Raw genomic sequence first — 21,727 nt, 5'->3', positions numbered from 1 at the left:
AACAGCTCTCGGACAAGGAACCGTCGACCTCGTGTGCGGAGCGGGACGTATGCCAGGATTGAGCCTCGGAACGGTGCGCCCAAAGGGCCCAAGGGGGAGTTGGATGTACGGCAGCAGGGGGGTCGGGGCGTTCGTCGGAAGGCGGGCGTCCGCGGTGGTGCTGGGGGCGGCACTGCTGGTCACGGGGTGTTCGGGCTCCGATGGCGGGGACGATCCGGAGGGCGGGGCGAGCGCCGGAGCGGGCGCGGGGATCACGCAGCAGCCCAAGGAGGCCGCCCCGTTCTGGGTGAACCCGGACGGTACGGCCGCCCGGCAGGTGGCCGCGCTGGAGAAGGCCGGCAAGAAGGAGGACGCCGAGCTGGTCCGGAAGATCGCCGAGCAGCCGGTCGGCGAGTGGATCAGCCCGGACAATCCGGAGCAGCAGGCGCGCGGTTTCACGGAGGCCGCGGAGAAGGCGGGCCGTACGGCGCTGCTGGTGCTCTACAACATCCCGCACCGCGACTGCGGCCAGTACTCGCAGGGAGGCGCCGCCGACGGCAACGCCTACCGGGCCTTCGTCGACGCGGTGGCCAAGGGCATCGGGGACCGTTCCGCGACGGTCATCCTGGAGCCGGACGCGGTGCTGCACCTGGTGGACAACTGCACGCCGGAGCAGTACCACGAGGAGCGCTACGACCTCCTCAAGGGCGCCGTCGCCAAGCTCACGGCCCTGAAGAACACCAAGGTCTACCTGGACGCGGGCAACGCCGGCTGGGGCAAGCCCGACCAGATCTTCGAGCCGCTGAAGCGGGCGGGCATCGACCAGGCCGACGGCTTCTCGGTCAACGTCTCGAACTTCTACACCACCGAGGACTCCATCGCGTACGGCAAGCAGCTGTCCGCGAAGGTCGGCGGCAAGCACTTCGTCATCGACACCAGCCGCAACGGCAACGGCCCCTACACCGAGGGCGATCCGGGCGAGCGCTGGTGCAACCCGCCGGGGCGTGCCCTGGGCGAGACCCCGACGGTGAAGACCGCCGACCCGCTGGTCGACGCGTACCTGTGGGTGAAGCGGCCCGGGGAGTCGGACGGCGAGTGCAAGGGCGGCCCCAAGGCCGGGCAGTGGTGGGCGGACTACGCACTCGAGCTTGCCAAGGCCGGCACGTAGTACTTCCCCGTACAGAACGTGGGGGCGCCCTCCGTGACCGAGGGCGCCCCCACGTGCGTAGCAGTACTGCTTAAGGGACCTTGACCCACTGGGCCTTGCTCGGCACGCCCTGGCCGTCCGTCACGAACAGCATGTACCAGCCCGGCTGGACCAGGTTCCGGTTCTTCGGCACGGTCACCGTCAGCTTGTCGCCGCCCGTCTCGAAGTCCAGCGCGATCGAGCGCTGGTCGACGTCCGTGACGTGCGTGGAGGCGCTGGGCCGGATCAGCCGGACCTTCTTGACCGACTCGGCCTGCTTCGAGGTGAACGTGGCGGTCTCGCCGCGCGCGATGGTCTGCGGGCCGCCCGACAGCTCCGGCCGCCCACCGTCCTGGTACAGGTACGGCGGCGTGTAGATCTCGATGCGCTGCTCGAACTTGCCCGGCTTGGTGTTGGCCTTGTCGGCGAACAGCGAGTCCGAACCGAAGAACATCACGCGCCCGTCGGGCAGCAGGATGGAACCCGAGTGGTAGTTGCGGCCCACCAGCGGGTCGGCGACCCGCTCGAACGCGTCCTTCTCCGTGTCGTAGAGCCGCGCCTGCAGGATGTTGGAATCGCCGCGGCCCCGATAGTCCTCCGAACCGCCGGAGACCAGCACGCTGTCGTCGGGCAGGATCGAGGCCTGCGGGTAGCGGGTGCCCTTCTCCAGTGACGGGCCGTCCACGAAGCGCGGGTCGTCGGCCTTCAGGTCGACCAGCCTCGTCTTCTTGCTGGACAGCTTGGACTCGCCGACCCCGCCGCCGCCGATCACCATGTACTTCTCGTCCTGCGCCGGCGGCAGCAGCACGGTGTTGGACGTCTCCATCAGCTTCGGGTCGCTCAGGCCGGGGACCTTGGTGAACTTGTTGGTCTCCACGTCCCAGACGCCCGGCTCACGGCCCACGTTGTCCGGTCCGTAGCCCGCGTTCGAACCCGAGTAGAAGATCTTGCCGTTCTGCATCAGGAACAGCGCCGGGTACGTCGGGAACTGGCGGACCTTCTCCGTGTACGTCCACTTCTTGGTCTTCGGGTCGAAGATCTCGTTCTTGCCCGGGACCAGCTGGCCGATGTCGTCGAGGCCGGACACGCTGAGGATCCTGCCGTCGCTCAGCATGGTGAGCGTCGGATACCAGCGGGCCTCGTTCATCGGGTCGACCTTGATGTACTTCTCGGCGACCGGGTCGAACTCGTAGGCGTCGCGGATGCCCTGGAAGTCCTTCTTGTCCAGGGCGAGCTTCTGCGCGATGCCGTAGGTGTTGCGGGCGTCGCCGCCCTTCAGGCCCTGGACGCGGTAGTTGTCCTGGGTGCCGGTCTCGTACTTGGCGCCTTCCTTGGCGGCCTCGACGTAGATACGGCCGAGCCCGGGGTCGTTGCCCAGGAACTTGCCGGTCTCCGGGTCGAACTTCTTCTTGGCGCGCGGCACGAGCACCGGGTCCTTCGAGATGAAGGTCTTGCCGTTCTCCTTGCCGGTGAACTTGGTGCCCGCGGGCAGGGTGATCGGCTTGTCCGGGTTCTCGTTGTGGACGATCATCAGGCCGCCGGCCTTCTTCACGTCACCCTTGAGCTTCTCGTACCGCTTGGTGCCGCCCGCGATCAGCAGGTTGCCGTTGGCGAGCTGGGTGTGGCCGGTGCAGAACAGGTCGGTCGGGGTCGGGACCTTCTTGATGGTGCCCTTGACCGGGTCCCAGATCCGGGTGTCGTACTTCTTCGCGTCGAAGTTGTCCTGGTTGTTGCCCGACCCCGCGACGAGCAGCACCTTGCCGGTGCGCAGCAGCGCCGCGTGGATGGTGTTCTGCCGGTACTCCTCGGGGAACTCGATGATGTCCCACTTGCCGTTCGCGGCCTTGTACTCCGGCTTGTTGATCTTGTACTGGTGGTATTTCTCGGTTCCGAAGCGGTACAGCCACGGCCCGTTCATCCCGGCCAGCGCGAGTACCACCGCCGTGCCTATCGCGAGTCGACGGGCGCGGCGGCGGCCTGCACGGTCGTTCATTCCTTACGTCCCCCAAGTCCACCAAGGGCGATCTGCATGGTCTGGTCGTTGCCCCCTTCGGTGCCTCCGTGGGAGGCGGCCCAGCTGGGCTTGTGCTGCGGGGTGTGCGGCGCGTGCGACGCCTGCGGCTGGTGCGGCAGGGACAGCGGCTGGGGCTGCGTCTGGTGCGGCCCCGCGGTGTCCCGCGGCTGCTCCGCGGACTGCGCTCCCGCGGCGTGGGCGCCGGGCTTCTTCTTGGCCTGCCGCAGCTCGTGGCGCCAGGCGAAGATCGGGAACGCGGTGATCAGCATGGCGAACGAGGCCCAGATGACCATCGCCGGGTGGGAGTTCCCGAAGACGAAGCCGGCGGCGATCGACGCGCCGAAGATCAGGATGAAGTACCAGTGGTACCGGAAGGTCCCGAACCACCGGTCCGGGCTCGCCGAGTCGCCCTTGGGCGTGACCACGAACTTGCTCTTGCGGCGCAGCACGGAGTCGATCAGCGCCTTCGCGTACAGCGGCGCCGACAGCGCGGACATCACCATGCCGGCCACACCGCCGGAGCCCTCCGGCTCGTGCGGCGAGACGTTGTGGCGGCGGTTCCAGACGTACAGACCGATCTGCAGGGCGGAGGCGTTGCCGTAGAGCATCAGCCAGACCGCCGGGTCGATGTTCACACCCGAGGCGCCCAGACCCAGGAACAGCGCACAGCTCAGCGCCGCCAGGATCCAGTTCAGGGCCGACATCGGGTAGAAGATGATCATCATCGTGTAGTTGAAGAGCTTGCTCGGCGGCAGCGAGTACCAGCCCTTCCAGTACTGCTTGAGGATCGTCTCGTACGTGCCGCGCGACCAGCGCATCTGCTGCGTGAAGAAGTCCGTCCAGGCGCTGGGGCCCTCACCGACCGCGAGCACGTCCGGGGTGTAGACCGAGCGCCACTTGTTGCCCGTGGCCGGGTTCTTGTGGCGGTGGATCTCGAAGCCGGTGGCCATGTCCTCGGTGATCGAGTCGTACAGGCCGCCGATCTGCTTGAGCGCCTTGATGCGCACGGCGTTGGACGTGCCGACGAACATCGGCGCGCCGTAGCGGTTGCCGGCGCGCTGGATCAGCGCGTGGAAGAGGAACTGCTGCGACTCGGCGGCCTTGGTGACGAAGTTGTCGTAGTTGCCGTACACCTGCGGGCCGATGACGAACCCGACGTCCGGGTCGCGGAAGAAGCCGAGCATCCGCTCCAGGTAGTTGGGCAGCGGCACGTGGTCGGTGTCGACCGAGGCGAAGAAGTCGTAGTCGTCGCCGTGGGCTTCCAGCCAGGCGTTGTAGTTGCCGTGCTTGGTCTTGGCGCGGTGCGGGCCGGTGGGCTGGTTCCACTTCGCGACGCCCTTGCGGGAGAAGTGGTGCACGCCGAGCCGCTCGCAGACCGCCTTGACCTCGGGGTCGTCGCCCTCGTCGAGCAGCCACACGTGCATCAGGCCCCGGTGGCGGATCCTCACCGCCGCCTCCAGGGTCTTCGTCACCATCTCCAGTGGCTCCTTGCCGGGCACGAAGGAGGTGAGGAAGGCCACTCTGGTGCCGGTCTCGGGCACCACCGGGATCGGGTCGCGGGCCACCAGCGTGGCGTGCGCGTTGGACAGCACGTTCATGCAGCGGAAGAACTCGATCAGGCCGATCGAGACGAGCATCACGACGTCGAGCGCCGGCAGGAAGTCGTACGCCGGGTAGTCGCGCTCGGTCCAGTGCGAGGGCTGCAGCAGCCAGACCAGCAGCACCAGCGACAGCACCGGGGCCGCGGCCAGCATCAGGGCGATCCGGATGCGGTGCGGCTCCTGCGAGATCAGCGAGCGGTACCGCACCTTGTACGGCTTGTTCGGATCGGGCTGGGTGAGGGGACCCGCGAGCCGGCTGTAGTGCTCGTAGTCGTATCTCGGCAGTGTTTTCTTGATCCGGCGGAACGTCCCCGTGTTCCAGGTCCGGTGAGCAGGCACCCTGAGCTGGGTGGTCTGGGACGGGTCGTGGTCCTGCCCGGCGCCTGTCGGCGTCGACGTCATGAGTCATCCCCCCACACGCGGGTCCGCCGCGTGTTTCGTCGCTTCCTACCGCCTGGTGCAGGTCCCCCTCGACCTTCACAGGCGTATCAGTGGTGGATCGCTGTCACCACGTCATCCACACCTTATAGACACGGCAACGCGACCTTCCGGTTGCATGATGCCCCCCTCGGCATCCCTTCACGAACGGGGCCCCTCTCCCCGCAGCACGGGCAACCGGCTCCTTGCCCCCCAACTACCGCGTATACGCGGATTGTTGAAGAACCAGGGTTCTACGGTGCTCATCATGATCGCAAGATGCGAAACGCGGTGTTTACCGGTCATACGCGCTCATTGTGGCGCCTGTGAGGGCCTTGTGGAGCCGTTGTGGACAGGCGGGCGCGGATGTTGCCGAAGTGCTCTCTTATGGCCTCCTCCGCCCTGACCGAGTCGCCGGACCGTACCGCGTCGAGGATCTCCCGATGTTGCCGGCAGGTGACGGCAGGGTCCTGCGGCACGCCCCCGAGGTCCGTGCGGACCCGGTGGAAGGCGTCCCAGAACGCCTCAAGAACCTCGCTCAGCAGCACGTTGTCCAGCCCCCGGTAGAGGGTGGCGTGAAAGGCCCGGTCGGTCTCGGCGAGGCCGGCTCCCCGCGCGGCCTGCTCATCCATACGGGCGGCGAGCGCGTCCAGTTCAATCAGGTCCGCCTCCGGCAGCCGCCCCGCGAGCCGGGAGACGAGCCCGGTCTCCACGGCCTCCCTCAGTTCCAGCAGCTGGAGCAGGGAGTCCTCGCCCCGGTAGTGCCCGGCGACCGTGCGGAAGGCGAGGCCCTCGATCATCGGGGCCAGGGACATCGGACCGACGTACGTCCCGAAGCCGTGCCGGATCTCCACGATGCCCATCGCCTGGAGCGCCTTCAGCGCCTCGCGCACCGAGTTCCGGCTCGCGCCCAGGTACTCCATCAGCGCGGGCTCGGTCGGCAGCGGGGCTCCGGAGGGCAGCCGGCGGTCGATGATGAGCTTCTTGATCCTCTCCTGGAGGTCACGCGCTGCCATGGCCAGAGGGTATCCGGCCAAAAGCCGACGGGCTCCCCGTTCGTACGAAGGGGGAGCCCGTCTTGTCGGTGCGCCGCCAGGGACTCGAACCCCGGACCCGCTGATTAAGAGTCAGCTGCTCTAACCAACTGAGCTAGCGGCGCGCGGTGACGCGTTAACTCTACAGGACGCCCGGGGGTGCTCCCGACCACCTGCCCGGCGGGGGGCCGGCCCGCGTCCGGCCGCGTACATCATTCGGACCGTCAACATGCGCACCGGGAAGACAGTTGAGAAACTGGCGGTCGTGCACAGGCGCGGACTTTTCGACCGGAAGTGTGAGGGGAATCGCATGGAGTCTCCGGTATTCGAGGAATTCGATCCGGCGAGCGACTGCGACTGCCCCGGCTGTGTCCACTGGCGACGCGTCCTGCCGCGTTCCACGGCCGGCCGCACCACCGGCCACCCGGCCGCCCACCGGGCCCTCGTCGTGGCGGCCGCGGCCTCCACCGCGCTCGGCGCGGGCCATGTGGCACCCGCCCCGGCCGCCCAGCACGCACCCCACCGCCCGGGCGTTCCCGCAGGTGAGGAGCCTGATACTCCACAGGGCGGCAAGGCCCCGCTGCACGGCTCCGGCGAGCAGTCGGCCAAGCCAGCCGTGGCTCCGAAGACACCCCCGACCACCCGCGCGGACATCATCAACCGGGCCAAGAAGTGGGTCGCCGCGCAGGTGCCGTACAGCGTGTACGCGTACTGGTCCGACGGTTACCGGCAGGACTGCTCGGGCTATGTCTCGATGGCCTGGAACCTGCCCGGAAACGAATGGACGGGCAGCCTGCACCGGTACGCGGACCGGATTTCCAAGGAGGAACTCCAGCCCGGCGACATTCTGCTGTTCCACAATTCGGCGGATCCCCAGAACGGCTCCCACGTCGTCCTTTTCGGCGGCTGGACGGACTACACGCACACCTACTACTTCGCCTATGAGCAGACCCGCCCGCACACCCGCCGGCAGGCCACCCCGTACGCCTACTGGAGCCACTCGGACCGCTACCTCGCCTACCGCTACAAGGGGCTCCCGGCGGGGACGACGGGCGCGTCGGGCACCCGGCCGGACACCGGGAAGCCGGCCGCGTCCACCCCGGCGCCGTACCCGGGAGCGGCGTATTTCGGCCCCGGCGCCAACAACAAGTACGTCACTCAGCTCGGCCGCATGCTCGTCGCGCGCGGCGCCGGGCGGTTCTACACCTCGGGCCCCGGCCCGCGCTGGACGGACGCGGACCGGCGGGCGACCCGGGCCTTCCAGCAGGCCCAGGGCTGGCGGGGCGCGGCCGCGGACGGCCTGCCGGGCCCGCTGACCTGGCAGCTGCTGGTCACGGGGCAGGGCAGGGACGTCAAGGCGGTAGCGGCCGGGCCGCCCTCATCGCACGGGGTGCCGGGCTATCCGGGGCGGGCGATGTTCCGGCCCGGCGCGAACAACCCGTACGTCACCCAGCTGGGGAGGCAGCTGGTGAAGAAGGGGTTCGGCATGTACTACAAGGCCGGGCCGGGGCCGCGCTGGAGCGAGGCGGACCGGCGAGGCGTCGAGGCCTTCCAGCGTGCCCAGGGCTGGCGGGGCGGCGCGGCGGACGGTTATCCGGGGCCGGAGACCTGGCGGCGGCTCTTCTCGTAGCCGCCCACGAGCGTCCCGCAAGCGCCCTGCAGGCGTCTCGTAAGCGACTTCTCTCACGATCTGGCGCGGAGGCTGGAGGCACCCATGAGTACGACCACGTCACAGACGCCCGAGTCCGAGGGGACGGCAGACAGTCCCACCCGGCCCGCTCGGCTGATCCAGAACGAGGTGACCACCGAGATCCCCATTCACCTGCTGTTCCGCGACGACCCGGACCCGGCGACGGTGCCGCTGAAGCCCGCGGTGGTGAGCCGCCGGCAGGGCACGGGGGAGCAGCCCCGTCTCAGGTACCCGCCTGCCGCGCGGCCGCGTCCCGTGCCGCGGGTCGATCCGGACCTGGTGGAGCGGCCGGCCCGGGTGCTGCCCGGCGCGGCGGGTGTGCTGGCCGGGATGTGCGGGGCGGCCGGGTGCGTGGCCACGTCGTGGTGGGCCGGCGTGCTGCCGCCACTCGTGGCCGGGGCGCTGGGGCTGCCGGCGTCCGCGGGGACCGGGCTGGGTCCCGCGCAGTGGGCGGCGTACGCCGGGGCCGGTGCCCTCGGGCTGTTCGGCTTCGGCGGGCTGGCCCGGGGCCGCACCGGGCGGGCCTGGGTGCTCGGCCTGTTCGGCCGCTACCGGGGGACCGTACGGCGCACCGGCCTGCTGTGGGTCAATCCGCTGCTGTTGCGCCGCCGGGTCGACGTCCGGCTGCGGCACTGGCGCGGCGAGCCGATGCCGGCGGCCGACGCGAGCGGGGTCGCGCTGCGGGTGGTCGTCCTGGTGGTGTGGCGGGTGCGGGACACCGCGCGGGCCACGCTCGCGGTCGAGGACCACGAGACGTATCTGCGCGAGTGCGTCGAGGCGGCGCTGCTCCGGGTGCCCGTGGAGATGCCGGGCGGGGCGCAGGGCTCCGTCGACGCGGCGGCCGACGCGCTGACCCGGCTGGTGGCGGCGGACACCGCGCCGGTCGGCCTCGAGGTGTTCTCGGTGCAGCCGGTCAGGGTGGAGTACGCCCCCGAGGTCGCCGCCGCCATGCACCGCCGACGGATCGCCGCGCTTGACGCCCAGCACCGGGCGAGCGTGCTCAGCTCGGTCGTGGACTCGGTGGAGGACACGGTGACCCGGCTGACCATGCGGGGCCTGGTCGAACTCGACGACTACGAACGCAAGGCGCTGGTCAAGGACTTGACGGTGGCGTTCTGCGCGGGACGCGGCGAGCAGGGTCCGTGATTGGTATGGACATGTTCAACTAGTCGCAATAACCTGATGCTTGGTCTAGACCTACCTGCACAGCTCACTGAACCCTCCCCCACGTTCTCCAGGAGCGGCAGCATGCGCACAAGGACCAAGCTGTACGCAGCCGCGGTGGGACTGGCGACGACCGGAGCTCTCGTGCTCTCCTCCGGCGGCGCCAGCGGCCACGGCTACACCGACCTCCCCATCAGCCGGCAGAAGCTCTGCCAGAACGGCACGGTGACCAACTGCGGCGCCATCCAGTGGGAGCCGCAGAGCGTCGAGGGCCCCAAGGGCTTCCCCGCGTCCGGACCGGCCGACGGGCAGATCTGTTCCGGGAACAACACCCGGTTCGCCCAACTCGACAGCCCGCGCACCCCCTCGGGCGGCGCCTGGCCGACCACGAAGGTGACGGGCGGCCAGACGTACACCTTCCGCTGGCAGTTCACGGCCATGCACGCCACGACCGACTTCAAGTACTACGTCACCAAGCCGGGCTGGAACCAGAACCACAACCTGGCCCGCTCCGACCTCAACCTCACCCCGTTCCTGACGGTGCCGTACAACGGCCAGCGCCCGCCGGCCACGCTCTCCCACAGCGGCAGGCTGCCGTCCGGGCTGAGCGGGCACCACGTCATCCTCGCGGTGTGGATGATCGCCGACACGGGCAACGCGTTCTACGCCTGCTCGGACGTCACGTTCTGAGGTTCTCTTGAGTCACCGCCGCGGCCGGTGTGGGTAGCTTCCTCCCACGCCGGCCGTTCGGGGCCGGCGGACCGACCTCGGGGGACGTGCGATGGACGTGATCTTCTACCTCGCACCCGGCCTGATCATGGCCGTGGCGATCTTCATGGCGTACCGCGTGGTGCGCCGCTGGCTGCAGCTGCGCGGCGCCTGGAACAGCGGGCTGACGGCCGAGGGGCGCTGCCTGCGGGCGTACTCGACGGTGAGCGGTGGTCACGGTGACACCTCCGTGCGCACCACGCTGCACCATGTGTACGAGTTCATCACGCATGACGGCCGGGTGATCCGGTTCGAGGAGGAGGACGGTCCGGCGACGGTCGTCGAGGGGGACTACGTGACCGTGTACTACACGGACTGCCCCCAGGTCGTCGCCACGGCCCACGCCCCGAGCCGGGTGAAGCAGGCGGCGGCGACCTTCGGGATCCTGGCGTTCCTCGGGGTGGTCGTGGTGTTCTGCGTCGGGTTCGTGGTGACGTACACCGAGGTCTTCGCGTCCTCGCAGGCCGCCGGTTTCTGACCGGACACGACTGAGGGGCCCCTCGCTCCCACGAGAGGCCCCTCACCAGTGCGCCGCCAGGGACTCGAACCCCGGACCCGCTGATTAAGAGTCAGCTGCTCTAACCAACTGAGCTAGCGGCGCATGACTCCCGCCGACCGCTGGAATCACGTGAATCACGCGACTCACGCTCTCGCGGCTGGCGACGAAGAAAATAATACCTGGCCCCAGGGGGTGCTTCCGACCACGTCCTAGATCGCCAGCGACAGCAGCACCGGCGCCGCGTTCCGGTTCAGGGTGTCCGCGGCCTGGCGCAGCCGTTGGGCGTGCTCCACCGGGAGGGACAGGGCGAGGCAGCCCACCGTGGAGCCGGCCGTGATCGGGACGGCCGCGCAGACCGTGCCGACCGCGTATTCCTGCAGGTCGAGGACGGGCACGGTGGGCGGCTGGGTCTCCAGGCGGGAGAGCAGGAGCTTGTCGCTGGTGATGGTGCGCGAGGTGAGGCGGGCCAGCTTGTGGCGGGCGAGGTGGTCGCGGCGGCCGGCGTGGTCGAGCTGGGTGAGCAGGCTCTTGCCGACCGCGGTGGCGTGGGCCGAGTAGCGGAAGTCGACCCACTCGTTCACCTTCGGGGTGGCCGGGCTGTCGGCGTACTGGGTGACCTTCACCTCGCCGTCGACGTACCGGCTGATGTAGACGGCGGCGCCGACCGAGTCGCGCAGCCGGTCGAGGATGTGCTGGAGCTTCTCGCGCAGCGCCTCCTCGCGGTGGTGGGCCGAGCCGAGGCGGGCGAGGGCGGCCCCCGTGACGTACGCGCCGTCGGTGATCTGCTCGACGTAGCCCTCGCGGCGCAGCATGCGCAGCAGCGCGGTCAGGCGCTCCGGGCCGAGGCCGGTGTGGCGGGCGAGCTCGGTGTCGGTGACTCCGGTGGTGTGCCGTGCCACGGTCTCCAGAACGCGCAGGGCGTCCTGGGCCGAGTGGTACGGCGCGGTCGGCTCGTGCTTCAGCGCCACGGTGGTCTCCCCCTGCGCTTGCTCATTGGGCCGTAATCCGGTCGGTGAACCTCCTCCACGATAACCGGCAAGGGCTCTGCGGGGAGCGGGTGTTGACAGGATTCCCGTGGCCTCCCAACTGGGGCATCGGCACTCTGGCATATGCCAAAGTCATTTCCTGTGCCGTCACCCGCTCCCTGGACCTCGCGCGTTGCCCTGTTCACCGTCCGTGGTCACAGGACCGCGCTGAGAAATTCCCGGGTCCGGTCGTTCTCCGGTTCGCTGAAGATCTTCTCCGGCGGGCCCGACTCGATGATCCGGCCCGAGTCGAACATCAGGACCTGGTCGGAGATGTCCCGGGCGAAGTTCATCTCGTGGGTCACGCAGAGCATCGTGATGTCGGTGGAGCGGGCGATGTCCCGCAGCACGTCGAGGACGCCCGCGACCAGCTCGGGGTCGAGCGCGGAGGTCACCTCGTCCAGCAGCAGCACCTTCGGCCGCATCGCCAGCGCCCGCGCGATCGCCACGCGCTGCTGCTGACCGCCGGACAGCTGCGCGGGGTGCTTGTCGACGTGGTCGGTCAGCCCGACCAGCTCCAGCAGCTCCCGCGCCCGCTCCTCGGCGGCGTCCTTCGACATGCCGAGGACGGTGACCGGCGCCTCGGTGATGTTCCGCAGGACGGTCATGTTCGGGAACAGGTTGAACTGCTGGAACACCATCCCGATCTTCTTGCGGACCTCGCGGACCTGCTTCTCGGGTGCCGGGAACAGCTGCTCCCCGTCGACGGTGATCGTGCCCTCGTCGGGCTTGAGCAGCGTCATCAGCAGCCTGAGGATCGTGGTCTTGCCCGACCCGGACGGCCCGATCAGGGTGACGTGCTTGCCGGCGTCCACGGAGAAGTCCAGGTGGTCGAGGACCGTCACGTCCCCGAACCGCTTGGTGACCTGCTCCAGCCGGATCAGCTCGGAGGTGTGCTCGGCCGGGTTCTTCTCAGGGGTGGGGTGGGTCTCAATGGACAAGGCGTCGCTCCAGGGCTCGCAGGACAAGGGAGGCCAGGTAGGAAATGACGATGAAGGCCACGCCGATCACGGTCACGGGCTCGGTGAACCGGAAGGTCTCCTGGGAGAACAGCCGTGCCTCGCCGAGCATCTCCAGCACCGTGATCGCCATCAGCATCGGCGTGTCCTTGAGCATCGCGATGACGTAGTTGCCGAGCGCCGGGACGACCCGGCGCACCGCCTGCGGCAGGATCACCGCCGTCCACGTCCGGCGCAGCGGCAGGTTCAGCGCCGTCGCCGCCTCCCACTGGCCGACCGGTACGGCCTCGATGCCGGCCCGGTAGACCTGCATCGTGTACGTCGAGTAGTGCAGGCCGATGGCGAAGATGCCGGTGGTGAGCGCCGAGGCGGTCACGCCCCACTCGGGCAGCACGTAGAAGAGGAAGAACAGCTGCACCAGCAGCGGGGTGTTGCGGACGAACTCCGTGAACACCCCGACCGGCCAGGTCACCCACCGGGTCGGCGCCCGCATCAGCAGCGCCCACACCAGCCCCAGCACGAACGAGATCAGCGAGCCGAGGACCAGCGCCTGCAGGGTGACCAGCAGGCCGTCCCAGAAGTGCGGCATGAAGTCGGAGACCGCGCTCCAGTCCCAGTTCATCCGACACCGCTCCCCTCAGGCACGCGCACGGAGGCCACCGTCTTCTTCGGCGCCTTGCCGACGCCCGCCTTCAGCCGCTTCTCAAGACCGCGCATGCCCCGGGTCAGCAGGAAGGCGATCACGAAGTAGATCAGCAGCACGTACGTGTAGATCTCCGCGCTCTCCTGCAGCGCCAGGCGTACCAGGTTGCCGCTGAACGCCAGGTCGCCCATGCCCATGATCGACACCAGGGCTGTGCCCTTGAGCAGTTCGACGAGCAGGTTGGAGAACGGCGGGATCATCTCCGGCACCGCCTGCGGCAGCAGGATCAGCCGCATCCGCTGCCAGGGCGTGAAGCTGAGCGCGATCCCGCCCTCCTTCTGCGCCGGGTCGACCGCGCTGAGCGCACCGCGCACGATCTCCGAGCCGTACGCCCCGTAGGTCAGCCCGAGCGCGAGCGTGCCCGCCCACAGGGGCACCAACTGCCAGCCGAAGGCGATCGGCAGCACGAAGAACACCCAGAAGATCATCACCAGGGCCGACGTCCCGCGGAACACCTCGGTGTAGAGGCCCGCGAGGAAGCGGACGATCCACAGCCGGTGGGTGCGCGCGATACCGGCGACGAAGGAGACCGCCGCGGCCAGAGTCGCGCTGAGGACGAGCAGCTGGATCGTGACCCAGACGCCCTTGAGTACCAGTTCCCAGAGTCCCGAGGTCATCCGCCGCACAGCTCCTTCGCGGTCAGATCCGTCATCTCGGCCTCGGTGAAACCGAACGGCTTGAGGATGCGGAACAGCTCGCCGCTCTTCTTGAGCTTGTGCAGCTCGACGTTGAAGGCGTCCCGCAGCCTGGCCTCGGTCGGCCGGAACGCGAAGGCGCCCCCATCGACATGCGGTTCGCCGTCGACGATCGGCTTGAAGGGCCGGGTCGCCTCGGCCTTGCGGGACTTCTTCACCACCTCACGGGTGGTCAGCGCCGTACCGGCGAAGACGTCGACACGGCCCGCCTCGACGGCGTTCAGCCCGGCCACCTGGTCCGGGACGATCAGGATGTCGCTCTCCTTGTACCCGGCTTCGACCGCGTACTGGATCTCCGCGTAACCGGTCCCCGTCGCGAACCTGGCCTTCTTCTCGACGACGTCCTTGTAGTCGTGCAACCCCTTCGGGTTCCCCTTGCGGACGATGAACGAATCCAGCATCTGGTAGTCGGGGTCCGAGAAGATGACCTGCTCGCAGCGCTCGGGGTTGACGTACATCCCGGCCGCCACGACGTCGAACTGCTGGGAGTTGAGCCCGGGTATGAGCGAGCCGAACTCGGTCGGCACGGGCTGCACCCGGTCCACGCCCAGCCGCTTGAAGATGACCTTGGCCAGTTCTGGTGCCTCGCCGGTCAGTTCGCCGTTCTTGTCGATGTAGCCGAACGGGATCTCGCCGGCGATCCCGAGCCGTACGACGCCCGCGGCGCGCAGCCGCTCCAGCAGATCACCGCCCTCCGTACCGGACGCGGTGGCCACGCGAGAGCAGCCGGCGGCCCCCAGCGCGCCGAGCGCCGCGACCCCCGCGAGCAGCGACCGGCGTGTGGTTCCGGATGAGTTCTGGCTGTTTCTGAGTGGTGGAGCCATGGGCGCGCGGCTACCCGAGCGCATGCGATCTATGCGCCCTGGGCACGTGGGAACCCATGACGGATCGCTTCATCGAAGTCTCACTTGCCAAGCGCGGCGTGCGCTGCACGGCCCAACTCCTGGACGACCGTGCCCCGCTGACCTGCGCCGCCGTGTGGGACGCCCTGCCCCTGTCCGGCGACGTCTACCACGCGAAGTACGCGCGTAACGAGATCTACGCCCTCTTCCCGCCCTTCGCGGAAACGGAACCGCCCCTGGAAAACCCGACAGTCACCCCCATTCCGGGCGATCTTTGCTATTTCGCCTTCGCGGGCGCGGAGTTGGGCACGAAGGCGTACGGCTACGACCGCGAGGTCCGCGCCGGGACGACACTCGTGGACCTGGCCCTGTTCTACGAACGCAACAACCTGCTGCTGAACGCCGACGTCGGCTGGGTGCCCGGCACCGTCTGGGGCCAGGTCGTCGAGGGCCTGGAGACCATGGCCGAGGCGTGCAACGACCTGTGGCGCTCCGGAGCGGCGGGGGAGACGCTCAGCTTCCGGAGGGCCTGACCCCCGACGCGATCCCGGCCTCGTAGAGCGCGTGCGCGGCCCGCAGCACCAGGTCGTCGCGGTGCCGGGCCGCCACGAGCTGCATCCCGATCGGCAGGCCGTCCCCGTCCGTCCCGACGGGCACGGTCGCCGCGGGCTGCTGGGTCAGGTTGAACGGGTACGTGAACGGCGTCCACCCCGTCCACCGCCGGTGCCCCGACCCCTTCGGCACCTCGGCGCCCGCCTCGAACGCCGTGATCGGCAGGGTCGGCGTGACCAGCAGGTCGTGGGTGTCGTGGAAGAGTCCCATCCGGCGGCCCAGGTCCATGCGGACGTCGACCGCGGCCAGGTACTCCAGTGCCGAGTAGCGGGCGCCGATCGCGCAGATCTCCCGCAGCCCCGGGTCGAGCAGCGCGCGCTGCCCGGGCCCGAGGTGCTGGGTCACGCGGGCCGCCCCGCTGAACCACAGCGTGTGGAAGGCGTCCACCGGGTCGGTGAGGTCGGGGTCCGTCTCCTCCACGTACGCGCCGAGTTCCGCCAGCCGCTGCACCGCCCGCCGTACCGCCTCCGCGACCGCCGGGCGCACCGCCACCTGACCGCCCAGCGTCGGCGAGTACGCCACGCGCAGCCCGTGCACCCCGCCCGCCAGGCCGTCCGCGAGCGACCCGGGCGGCGGCCCGAGCGCCGACCAGTCACGCGAGTCCGGGTGTCCGATCACGTCCATCAGCAGCGCCGCGTCCGCCGCGTCCCGCGTCATCGGCCCCACGTGCGCCAGCGTGCCGAAGGCACTTGCGGGGTAGAGAGGCACCCGGCCGTACGTCGGCTTCAGCGCGAAGATCCCGCAGAAGGACGCCGGGATACGGACACTCCCTCCGCCGTCCGTGCCCAGCGACAGCGGCCCCGCGCCGAGCGCCACGGCCGCCGCGCTGCCCCCGCTGGAGCCGCCCGCCGTGCGCGTCGGATCGTACGGATGACGGGTCACACCCGTCAGCGGCGAGTCCGTCACGCCCTTCCAGCCGAACTCCGGGGTCGTCGTCTTGCCGAGGAAGACCGCGCCGTGCTCGCGCAGCCGGGCGACGGAGGGCGCGTCCTCGTCCCAGCGGCCCTGCTCCGGGATGGTCCGGGAGCCGCGCAGGGTCGGCGCCCCGCGCAGCAGCAGGATGTCCTTGACGGTGACCGGGACCCCGTCGAGCAGCCCGCACGGCTCACCGCGCCGCCACCGCTCCGCCGACTCCCGCGCCCGCTCGAGCGCGTCCTCGGCGGTGAGACGGACGAACGCGTTCACCTCCGGCTGGACCGCCTCCGCCCTGCGCAGGGCCGCACGGGTCGCCTCCACAGGGCTGAACTCGCCCTTCCGGTAGCCGTCGAGCAGCTGTACGGCGGTCAGCTCGGTGAGCTCGGTCATCCACCCTCCCAGGGACGTTCAGTGTCCGGGTACATACCCGCGCTGCTTGTCCACCACGTTCCCCAGTGGCCTGCCCGTCTCCCACCGCTCGTACAGCTCCACGAACTGGGCGGCGAGCTCATCCCGCCAGCCGACCGTGTCGCCGCTCATGTGCGGGGAGACGATCAGGCCCGGGACCTGCCACAACGGACTGTCGGACGGGAGGGGCTCGGCTTCGAAGACGTCGAGCGCCGCCCCCGCGATCCACCGCTTGGCCAGCGCCTCGGCGAGCGCGTCCTCGACGACCAGCTGGCCCCTGCCGACGTTGACGAACCGGGCGGAGGGCTGCATCACACCGAAGCGGCGCGCGTCGAACATCCCGTACGTCTGCTCCGTCAGCGGCGCCGCGGCGATCACCCAGTCGGCGCGGGACAGGAGCCGGTCCAGGTCGTCGGGGCCGTGGATGCCGGTGCGCGGGGTGCGCCCGACGAGCGCGGTGGTGATGCCCAGCGCCTTGAGGGTGCGGGCGATGGCCTGCCCGATCGGCCCGGACCCGACCACGCAGGCGCGGGTGCCGGAGACCTTCTGGGACTCGCGGTGCCGCCAGGTCCGCTCCCGCTGCAGCTCCAGGGTGCGCGGCAGGTCCTTGGCCATCGCCAGCACGAGGGCGGCGACGTACTCGGCGATGGGCTGGTCGAAGATGCCGCGCGCGTTGGTCACCACCGTGTCGGAGGCGGCCAGCTCCGGACACATCAGGTGGTCCACGCCCGCGCTCGCCGTGTGCACCCAGCGCGGCCGCGGCCCGTCCCCCGGCCAGGCCGCGCGCACCGCGTGCGAGGTGAAGTCCCACACGAGCAGCACATCGGCGTGCGGGAGCCGGTCGGCGAGGGTGGACTCGTCCGCGTGCTCGATCTTCGCGCGGCCGGTGAGGCGGCCGAGGCGGGGCAGGGGGTCGGCGTCGAGGATGAGCAGGGTGGGGGTGGTCATGGGTGGCCGTTTCTCCGGGCAGGGGCCGTCCGGCGCGGGCGGTGACGAGGGATTAACCGGGTGTTGACCCCGTGGTGACGTGGGCGGATTGACCACGCTCGCACCAGAACCTACCTTCGTCAACACGGCCGTGTGTACGGTCCGTTGCCCACCCCTCTCTCAGCGTGAGGCCGGTGCCTGCCATGGATGTCTCCCGTGTCGGCGGTTCCCATGTCGGCGGCTTTCTCGGCCCGAGCCCGCAGCGCGGTGTCGGTGTCGTCGCCCCCTTCGACTTCGCGCTGGACCGCGAACTGTGGCGGTGGGTACCGGACGAGGTCTCCCTGCACCTGACGCGCACGCCGTATGTGCCGGTCGAGGTGAGTCTGGATCTGGCCCGACTGGTCAGCGAGCACGAGACGCTGAGCGAGGCGGTGCGCACCCTGACCGCGATCGGCCCCGAGGCCGTCGCCTACGCCTGCACCTCGGGCAGCTTCGTCGGCGGCATCGCGGGCGAACGCGCGATGTGCGAGGCGATGACCCGCGCGGGCACGGTCCCGTCGGTCACGACCTCCGGCGCCCTGCTGGAGGCGCTGGCGGAGCTGGACGTCCGGCGGCTCGCGCTGGTCACGCCGTACACGGTGTCGGTCACCCGGTCCCTGGAGGAGTACGTCGCCGAGGCCGGCGTCGCGGTCGCCGGGTGTGCCTTCATGGGCCTGACCCGGCACATCTGGAAGGTGCCGTACCGCAAGGTGGTGGAGATGGCCCGCAGTGCCGTACGACCTGACGCGGACGCCCTGTTCATCAGCTGCACCAACCTCCCGACCTACGACGTCATCCCCCAGCTGGAGGCGGAGCTGCGCATCCCGGTGATCTCGGCCAACCAAGTGACGATGTGGGCGGCACTGCGCCGACTGGGTACCCGTGCCGTGGGGCCGTATCAGGCGCTGGTCGATCCGGCGGCGCGTTCCGGTCCCGTGACGCCGGGCGAAGGTCCCGGTCCCGTACTGCCGGAAGAGAAGCAGCAGGAAGGCTGGACATGACCGCACTCGGACTCCTCTACCCGGGCCACTCCGCCGAGGACGATTATCCGCGCATCGAGCAGCTGCTGGGCAGCGACGTCCGGATCGACCTGGTGCACACCGACATCGGCGAGGACGCGCACCGGGTGGACGCGCTGCGCGAGATGGGCGCGCCGCAGCGCCTCGCGGCGGGCGTCCAGGAACTGCGGCACGCCGGCGCGGAGGCCGTGGTGTGGGCCTGCACCAGCGGCAGCTTCGTGCACGGCTGGGACGGCGCCCAGGACCAGGTCCGCACCCTCGCGCAGACGGCGGGCATGCCGGCCTCATCGACGTCGTTCGCCTTCGTCCACGCGGTACAGGAGCTCGGCGTACACCGGGTCGCGATCGGGGCGACCTACCCGGAGGACGTGGCGTCGCTGTTCGCCGACTTCCTCCGCTCCGCCGGCATCGACGTGGTCGCGGTGAAGAGCTCGGGGATCATCACGGCGGCCGAGGTCGGCACCTGGGGCGAGGCGGAGGTCCTCGCCCTGGCCCGCACCGCCGACCACCCCGACGCGCAGGCGCTCCTCCTCCCCGACACGGCGCTGCACACCGCCGCCCACATCACGACCCTGGAGAAGGAACTCGGCAAGCCGGTCCTCACCGCCAACCAGGTCACGGTCTGGGAGGCGCTACGCCTGGCGGACCGGCGGGTGAACGCGCCGGAGCTGGGGGCGCTGTTCACGAGGGAGCCGATCGTGCAGGTGTGAAGCCGGGTTTTTTACGAGGGCTTCAGGCGCTCACTGCGGACGGTGCCGGACGGCGCCGTCGGTGGTGAGCGCCTCGCGCATGGTGCGCAGCCGCCGGTTCTGGCGGTTGCCGTACAGGACGAGCCAGATCAGGAAGGCCCCCGCGACCACGGCCGAGCCGACGGCCTGCCGTACGCCCGCAGCGAGGGCCATGAGCACCACGAAGGCGGTCCACATCACGGCGAGGACGACGAGGGCCGCGACACGGTGCCGTGTGCGGTGCAGACGCTGCTCGACCAGGTCGCGCATGGCCTGCCGCTCCTGCGGATCGGTGGGTACGTCACCCCGCCGCAGTTTCCGGTCCAACGACATGAGGCTGTCCACCGACCCTCCGGCGGCCCGCTTCTCCTTCCGCCGTACGACGATCAGCACGGCGACCCCGCCGAGCGAGGCGAAGGCCATGCGCGTCAGGACGGAGGCGACCGAACGCTCCGGGAACAACAGCAGGACCACGGCGCTGGCGAGCAGGACGGACAGGACGACCTGGAGCCACAGATGCTTGCCGAGACAGTCGTTGACGCGATTCACAGCGGCCTGCCTCCCCGTCACATCCGCGCCCGGCGCCGCACGACGAGGACCCGCATCGTCAGAGCGACGGCCAGCAGCACCCAGGCCACGGCGCAGTATCCCCACGCGGTCGTCCCGCGCACGACACCGACGGAGGCCCAGACCGTCCACAGAGCGACCACGACACACAGCGCGGTCCAGGCGATGTCGGCGATGCGGGTGGGCAACTGGGCGCGTTGTCCGGTACCGGGTTCGAGCGTGCCGAGCCCTGACTGCTGCGGTGTCTTCCATCGCGTCATGGATGCTTCCTCCCGGTCGTGGGATTGGGGACATTCCGGGTGCCCCGGGCTGGGAGGGACAAGCGGTGAAGTGCCGGGCGGGATACGGAAGATGAGGCTCCGCGGGCCTTGTCGAGGCCCTTGCGGCGGTGCCATTCCACATCAGCGTTCGCGGTTCTTCGTCACCAGGATGACCGCAACCGCGGCTACGAAGATGACGCCCAGGATGACACTGATCACCGTGCTGCCACTGCCTGCGCCACCCGCTGCGAGGATCATGCTGCAGACTCCCTGACGTGCGATCAGCTTGTCGGCCCTGCGAGACCGATTCCAACGGGCCCCGAAGTCCCGAGTGCGCCTGGCAGGGCTCGTCACCGCGCACTTACCTGCCGGGCTGTCTGCCCGACCGCATCAAACCCGGCCGCCGCAGTCGAGCCCGGGCCGTAGGTCTTACCCAGGCCACCCGTCTGTGCATCTCTCAAGCGAGCCAGGGCATCCCGCTCGCCGACGGGTCATCCGACCTCAGCCACTCCGGTGGCCGCGAGGACTCCGATGACGATCAGGAACACTCCTACGATCAGCGGCCCCGTCCGCACGGTGGACTCCCCAGCGGATGCGTTCGCCCTGCCGAAAACATTGCGCCGACTGGTGGCGGCGCGCGCGAATTTCCTGCTGTAGATGATGAGCCCAAGGCCTGCGAGGATGCCGAATGCCGAGAGGAAGATGCGCATCCAGACCTCCTGGTGTTGAGATGTGGGGGCCTGAGACACGCCCCAGCCACTGGGGCGGCCTCAGGCTTCGGTTCCACGGGCTGAGGAGCGTTGTTGTGAGCAGCGCAGCTCCCGTAAGCGGACGGCCCCGGCGTCTGCACCTCCTGTGGATCCTTCGAAGCCTCCCCCAATGCCCGGGAGTCCGGGGATCGCTGTTGTTGACGGGGTCGCCCGCGGCGTACAGGTAGGGGTTGTTCGGAGTTGTCCGTGCCCGCGTGGGCCAGTTCGTAGCTCGTGCCACCGAAGACGACGCAGATCGGTGCCTCTGCTCAGGTCGCATCTCCAGGCCACGGGCGGGCGCTACCACCACTGGCAGCCGAGAGTGCGACGGCACTCACGAACACCCAGGCGCCCGCAGTCATCCCACTACCGGCATACAGCAGGCCGACTTCACCCTCCTTCACCGCTTTCCGTCCCTCTTCTCTTTGCGTAGCCGGACGAACCCGACGATGACCAGCGCCACGATGAGTATTCCGAAGAACAGCCACGTCAGGGCGGGGTTGTTCTTAGAGCCGATGGCCAGCGTTGTCGCCGCCGCTTCTGCGAATGACATCGACGCTCCCTAGGGTGAAGTAATCCGGCAATTACAGCCAGCCTCCGGTGATGCTGGCACCACCGACGTAGTTGAGGACCTCATAGCCGATATCTACGGCCAATCCTGTCTTGCCCGAGAGGCCGACTGCCTTTCCTGCCACTCCCACGCCGCCCGTAGCCATACCCAGAATTCCTACTGCACCTCAGCACCGCACCTCTCCGACCTCTCCTGCTCGACAGGCAGGGGGTGTTGATCGGGGGGTATGCGCGTGAGGAAGTTGTCTCAGGTGCCGCGCTCGCCCCATGCCCCTCCTGGGCGCAGCCGTTCACGCCATGCACACTGACCGCGTCCGCCGCCGGTCGAACCTCCGTGAAGGACGGTCCCCCGATGAC

22 protein-coding genes and 2 tRNA genes are annotated in these 21,727 nt (G+C 69.6%); 8 read left to right on the top strand and 16 right to left on the bottom strand.

Annotated features, from left to right (window positions below; genetic code table 11):
• Positions 1–103: 103 nt before the first annotated feature.
• Positions 104–1,147: a glycoside hydrolase family 6 protein gene (locus tag ACYVMZ_RS05385; protein WP_461075929.1), complete on the top strand. Its 1,044-nt coding sequence runs from the start codon at positions 104–106 to the stop codon at positions 1,145–1,147.
• A 70-nt stretch (positions 1,148–1,217) separates the two neighbouring features.
• Here the strand turns inward: ACYVMZ_RS05385 and glxA are convergent, their stop codons facing one another.
• The 4 genes from glxA to ACYVMZ_RS05365 form a co-directional block, all read right to left on the bottom strand.
• Positions 1,218–3,158: a radical copper oxidase GlxA gene (glxA, locus tag ACYVMZ_RS05380; RefSeq protein ID WP_461075927.1), complete on the bottom strand. Its 1,941-nt coding sequence runs from the start codon at positions 3,156–3,158 to the stop codon at positions 1,218–1,220.
• On the bottom strand, positions 3,155–5,182 hold the full coding sequence (locus tag ACYVMZ_RS05375; RefSeq protein ID WP_461075925.1) for a glycosyltransferase family 2 protein: 2,028 nt from the start codon (positions 5,180–5,182) through the stop codon (positions 3,155–3,157). The genes glxA and ACYVMZ_RS05375 overlap by 4 nt, the downstream gene beginning before the upstream one ends.
• A 317-nt stretch (positions 5,183–5,499) precedes the next feature.
• A complete protein-coding gene (locus tag ACYVMZ_RS05370) occupies positions 5,500–6,213 on the bottom strand; it encodes a FadR/GntR family transcriptional regulator (protein WP_461075923.1) in 714 nt (237 codons plus the stop codon).
• A gap of 69 nt (positions 6,214–6,282) precedes the next feature.
• A tRNA-Lys gene (locus ACYVMZ_RS05365) sits at positions 6,283–6,356 on the bottom strand.
• Between the two features lie 185 nt (positions 6,357–6,541).
• On the opposite strand from ACYVMZ_RS05365, the gene ACYVMZ_RS05360 reads away from it, so the two are divergent.
• The 4 genes from ACYVMZ_RS05360 to ACYVMZ_RS05345 all read left to right on the top strand — a co-directional run bounded on the left by ACYVMZ_RS05360 (position 6,542) and on the right by ACYVMZ_RS05345 (position 10,331).
• On the top strand, positions 6,542–7,861 hold the full coding sequence (locus ACYVMZ_RS05360; RefSeq protein WP_461075921.1) for a peptidoglycan-binding protein: 1,320 nt from the start codon (positions 6,542–6,544) through the stop codon (positions 7,859–7,861).
• Positions 7,862–7,945: 84 nt separating this feature from the next.
• Complete coding sequence (locus ACYVMZ_RS05355) at positions 7,946–9,067, top strand: SPFH domain-containing protein (protein ID WP_461075919.1); 1,122 nt, start codon at positions 7,946–7,948, stop codon at positions 9,065–9,067.
• Positions 9,068–9,169: 102 nt separating this feature from the next.
• On the top strand, positions 9,170–9,775 hold the full coding sequence (locus ACYVMZ_RS05350; protein ID WP_461075917.1) for a lytic polysaccharide monooxygenase auxiliary activity family 9 protein: 606 nt from the start codon (positions 9,170–9,172) through the stop codon (positions 9,773–9,775).
• Positions 9,776–9,866: 91 nt separating this feature from the next.
• Entirely contained in the window at positions 9,867–10,331 is a 465-nt protein-coding gene (locus ACYVMZ_RS05345) for a DUF3592 domain-containing protein (RefSeq protein ID WP_461075915.1), read from the top strand.
• 49 nt (positions 10,332–10,380) lie between these two features.
• On the opposite strand, the gene ACYVMZ_RS05340 is transcribed toward ACYVMZ_RS05345, so the two are convergent.
• From ACYVMZ_RS05340 to ehuB, 6 genes are all read right to left on the bottom strand, one after another.
• A tRNA-Lys gene (locus tag ACYVMZ_RS05340) sits at positions 10,381–10,454 on the bottom strand.
• 107 nt (positions 10,455–10,561) lie between these two features.
• Positions 10,562–11,320, bottom strand: a complete 759-nt coding sequence (locus tag ACYVMZ_RS05335) for an IclR family transcriptional regulator (protein ID WP_461075913.1) — start codon at positions 11,318–11,320, stop codon at positions 10,562–10,564.
• A gap of 212 nt (positions 11,321–11,532) precedes the next feature.
• Entirely contained in the window at positions 11,533–12,318 is a 786-nt protein-coding gene (gene ehuA / locus ACYVMZ_RS05330) for an ectoine/hydroxyectoine ABC transporter ATP-binding protein EhuA (RefSeq protein ID WP_461075911.1), read from the bottom strand.
• A complete protein-coding gene (ehuD, locus tag ACYVMZ_RS05325) occupies positions 12,308–12,958 on the bottom strand; it encodes an ectoine/hydroxyectoine ABC transporter permease subunit EhuD (protein ID WP_461075909.1) in 651 nt (216 codons plus the stop codon). The genes ehuA and ehuD overlap by 11 nt, the downstream gene beginning before the upstream one ends.
• Positions 12,955–13,656, bottom strand: a complete 702-nt coding sequence (ehuC, locus tag ACYVMZ_RS05320; protein ID WP_461075907.1) for an ectoine/hydroxyectoine ABC transporter permease subunit EhuC — start codon at positions 13,654–13,656, stop codon at positions 12,955–12,957. Before ehuC ends, ehuD begins: the two co-directional genes overlap by 4 nt.
• Positions 13,653–14,558: an ectoine/hydroxyectoine ABC transporter substrate-binding protein EhuB gene (ehuB, locus tag ACYVMZ_RS05315; protein ID WP_461075905.1), complete on the bottom strand. Its 906-nt coding sequence runs from the start codon at positions 14,556–14,558 to the stop codon at positions 13,653–13,655. Before ehuB ends, ehuC begins: the two co-directional genes overlap by 4 nt.
• A gap of 56 nt (positions 14,559–14,614) precedes the next feature.
• On the opposite strand from ehuB, the gene ACYVMZ_RS05310 reads away from it, so the two are divergent.
• Positions 14,615–15,109, top strand: coding sequence for a DUF3830 family protein (locus tag ACYVMZ_RS05310; RefSeq protein ID WP_461075903.1), 495 nt, complete (start codon positions 14,615–14,617; stop codon positions 15,107–15,109).
• Here the strand turns inward: ACYVMZ_RS05310 and ACYVMZ_RS05305 are convergent.
• Complete coding sequence (locus tag ACYVMZ_RS05305; RefSeq protein WP_461075901.1) at positions 15,090–16,493, bottom strand: amidase; 1,404 nt, start codon at positions 16,491–16,493, stop codon at positions 15,090–15,092. The two genes, ACYVMZ_RS05310 and ACYVMZ_RS05305, sit on opposite strands and share 20 nt — an antisense overlap.
• A gap of 18 nt (positions 16,494–16,511) precedes the next feature.
• On the bottom strand, positions 16,512–17,459 hold the full coding sequence (locus tag ACYVMZ_RS05300; RefSeq protein WP_461075899.1) for a D-2-hydroxyacid dehydrogenase: 948 nt from the start codon (positions 17,457–17,459) through the stop codon (positions 16,512–16,514).
• A gap of 182 nt (positions 17,460–17,641) precedes the next feature.
• On the opposite strand from ACYVMZ_RS05300, the gene ACYVMZ_RS05295 reads away from it, so the two are divergent.
• Positions 17,642–18,478 carry a maleate cis-trans isomerase family protein gene (locus ACYVMZ_RS05295; RefSeq protein WP_461075897.1) on the top strand — a complete coding sequence of 279 codons (837 nt, stop codon included), beginning with the start codon at positions 17,642–17,644 and terminating at the stop codon, positions 18,476–18,478.
• Positions 18,475–19,206, top strand: coding sequence for a maleate cis-trans isomerase family protein (locus tag ACYVMZ_RS05290; RefSeq protein ID WP_461075895.1), 732 nt, complete (start codon positions 18,475–18,477; stop codon positions 19,204–19,206). Before ACYVMZ_RS05295 ends, ACYVMZ_RS05290 begins: the two co-directional genes overlap by 4 nt.
• A 30-nt stretch (positions 19,207–19,236) precedes the next feature.
• Here ACYVMZ_RS05290 and ACYVMZ_RS05285 read toward each other — a convergent pair whose 3' ends face one another.
• From ACYVMZ_RS05285 to ACYVMZ_RS05270, 4 genes are all read right to left on the bottom strand, one after another.
• On the bottom strand, positions 19,237–19,773 hold the full coding sequence (locus ACYVMZ_RS05285) for a hypothetical protein (RefSeq protein ID WP_461075893.1): 537 nt from the start codon (positions 19,771–19,773) through the stop codon (positions 19,237–19,239).
• Between the two features lie 17 nt (positions 19,774–19,790).
• Positions 19,791–20,051 carry a hypothetical protein gene (locus ACYVMZ_RS05280; protein ID WP_461075891.1) on the bottom strand — a complete coding sequence of 87 codons (261 nt, stop codon included), beginning with the start codon at positions 20,049–20,051 and terminating at the stop codon, positions 19,791–19,793.
• A 491-nt stretch (positions 20,052–20,542) separates the two neighbouring features.
• On the bottom strand, positions 20,543–20,761 hold the full coding sequence (locus tag ACYVMZ_RS05275) for a hypothetical protein (protein WP_461075889.1): 219 nt from the start codon (positions 20,759–20,761) through the stop codon (positions 20,543–20,545).
• A gap of 439 nt (positions 20,762–21,200) precedes the next feature.
• The gene (locus ACYVMZ_RS05270; protein ID WP_461075887.1) at positions 21,201–21,353 is read right to left on the bottom strand and encodes a hypothetical protein; all 153 of its coding nucleotides are present in this window, start codon (positions 21,351–21,353) and stop codon (positions 21,201–21,203) included.
• Between the last annotated feature and the right edge of the window lie 374 nt (positions 21,354–21,727).

Source organism: Streptomyces deserti (assembly GCF_054782695.1).
This window is presented reverse-complemented; position numbering and strand designations above follow the sequence as displayed.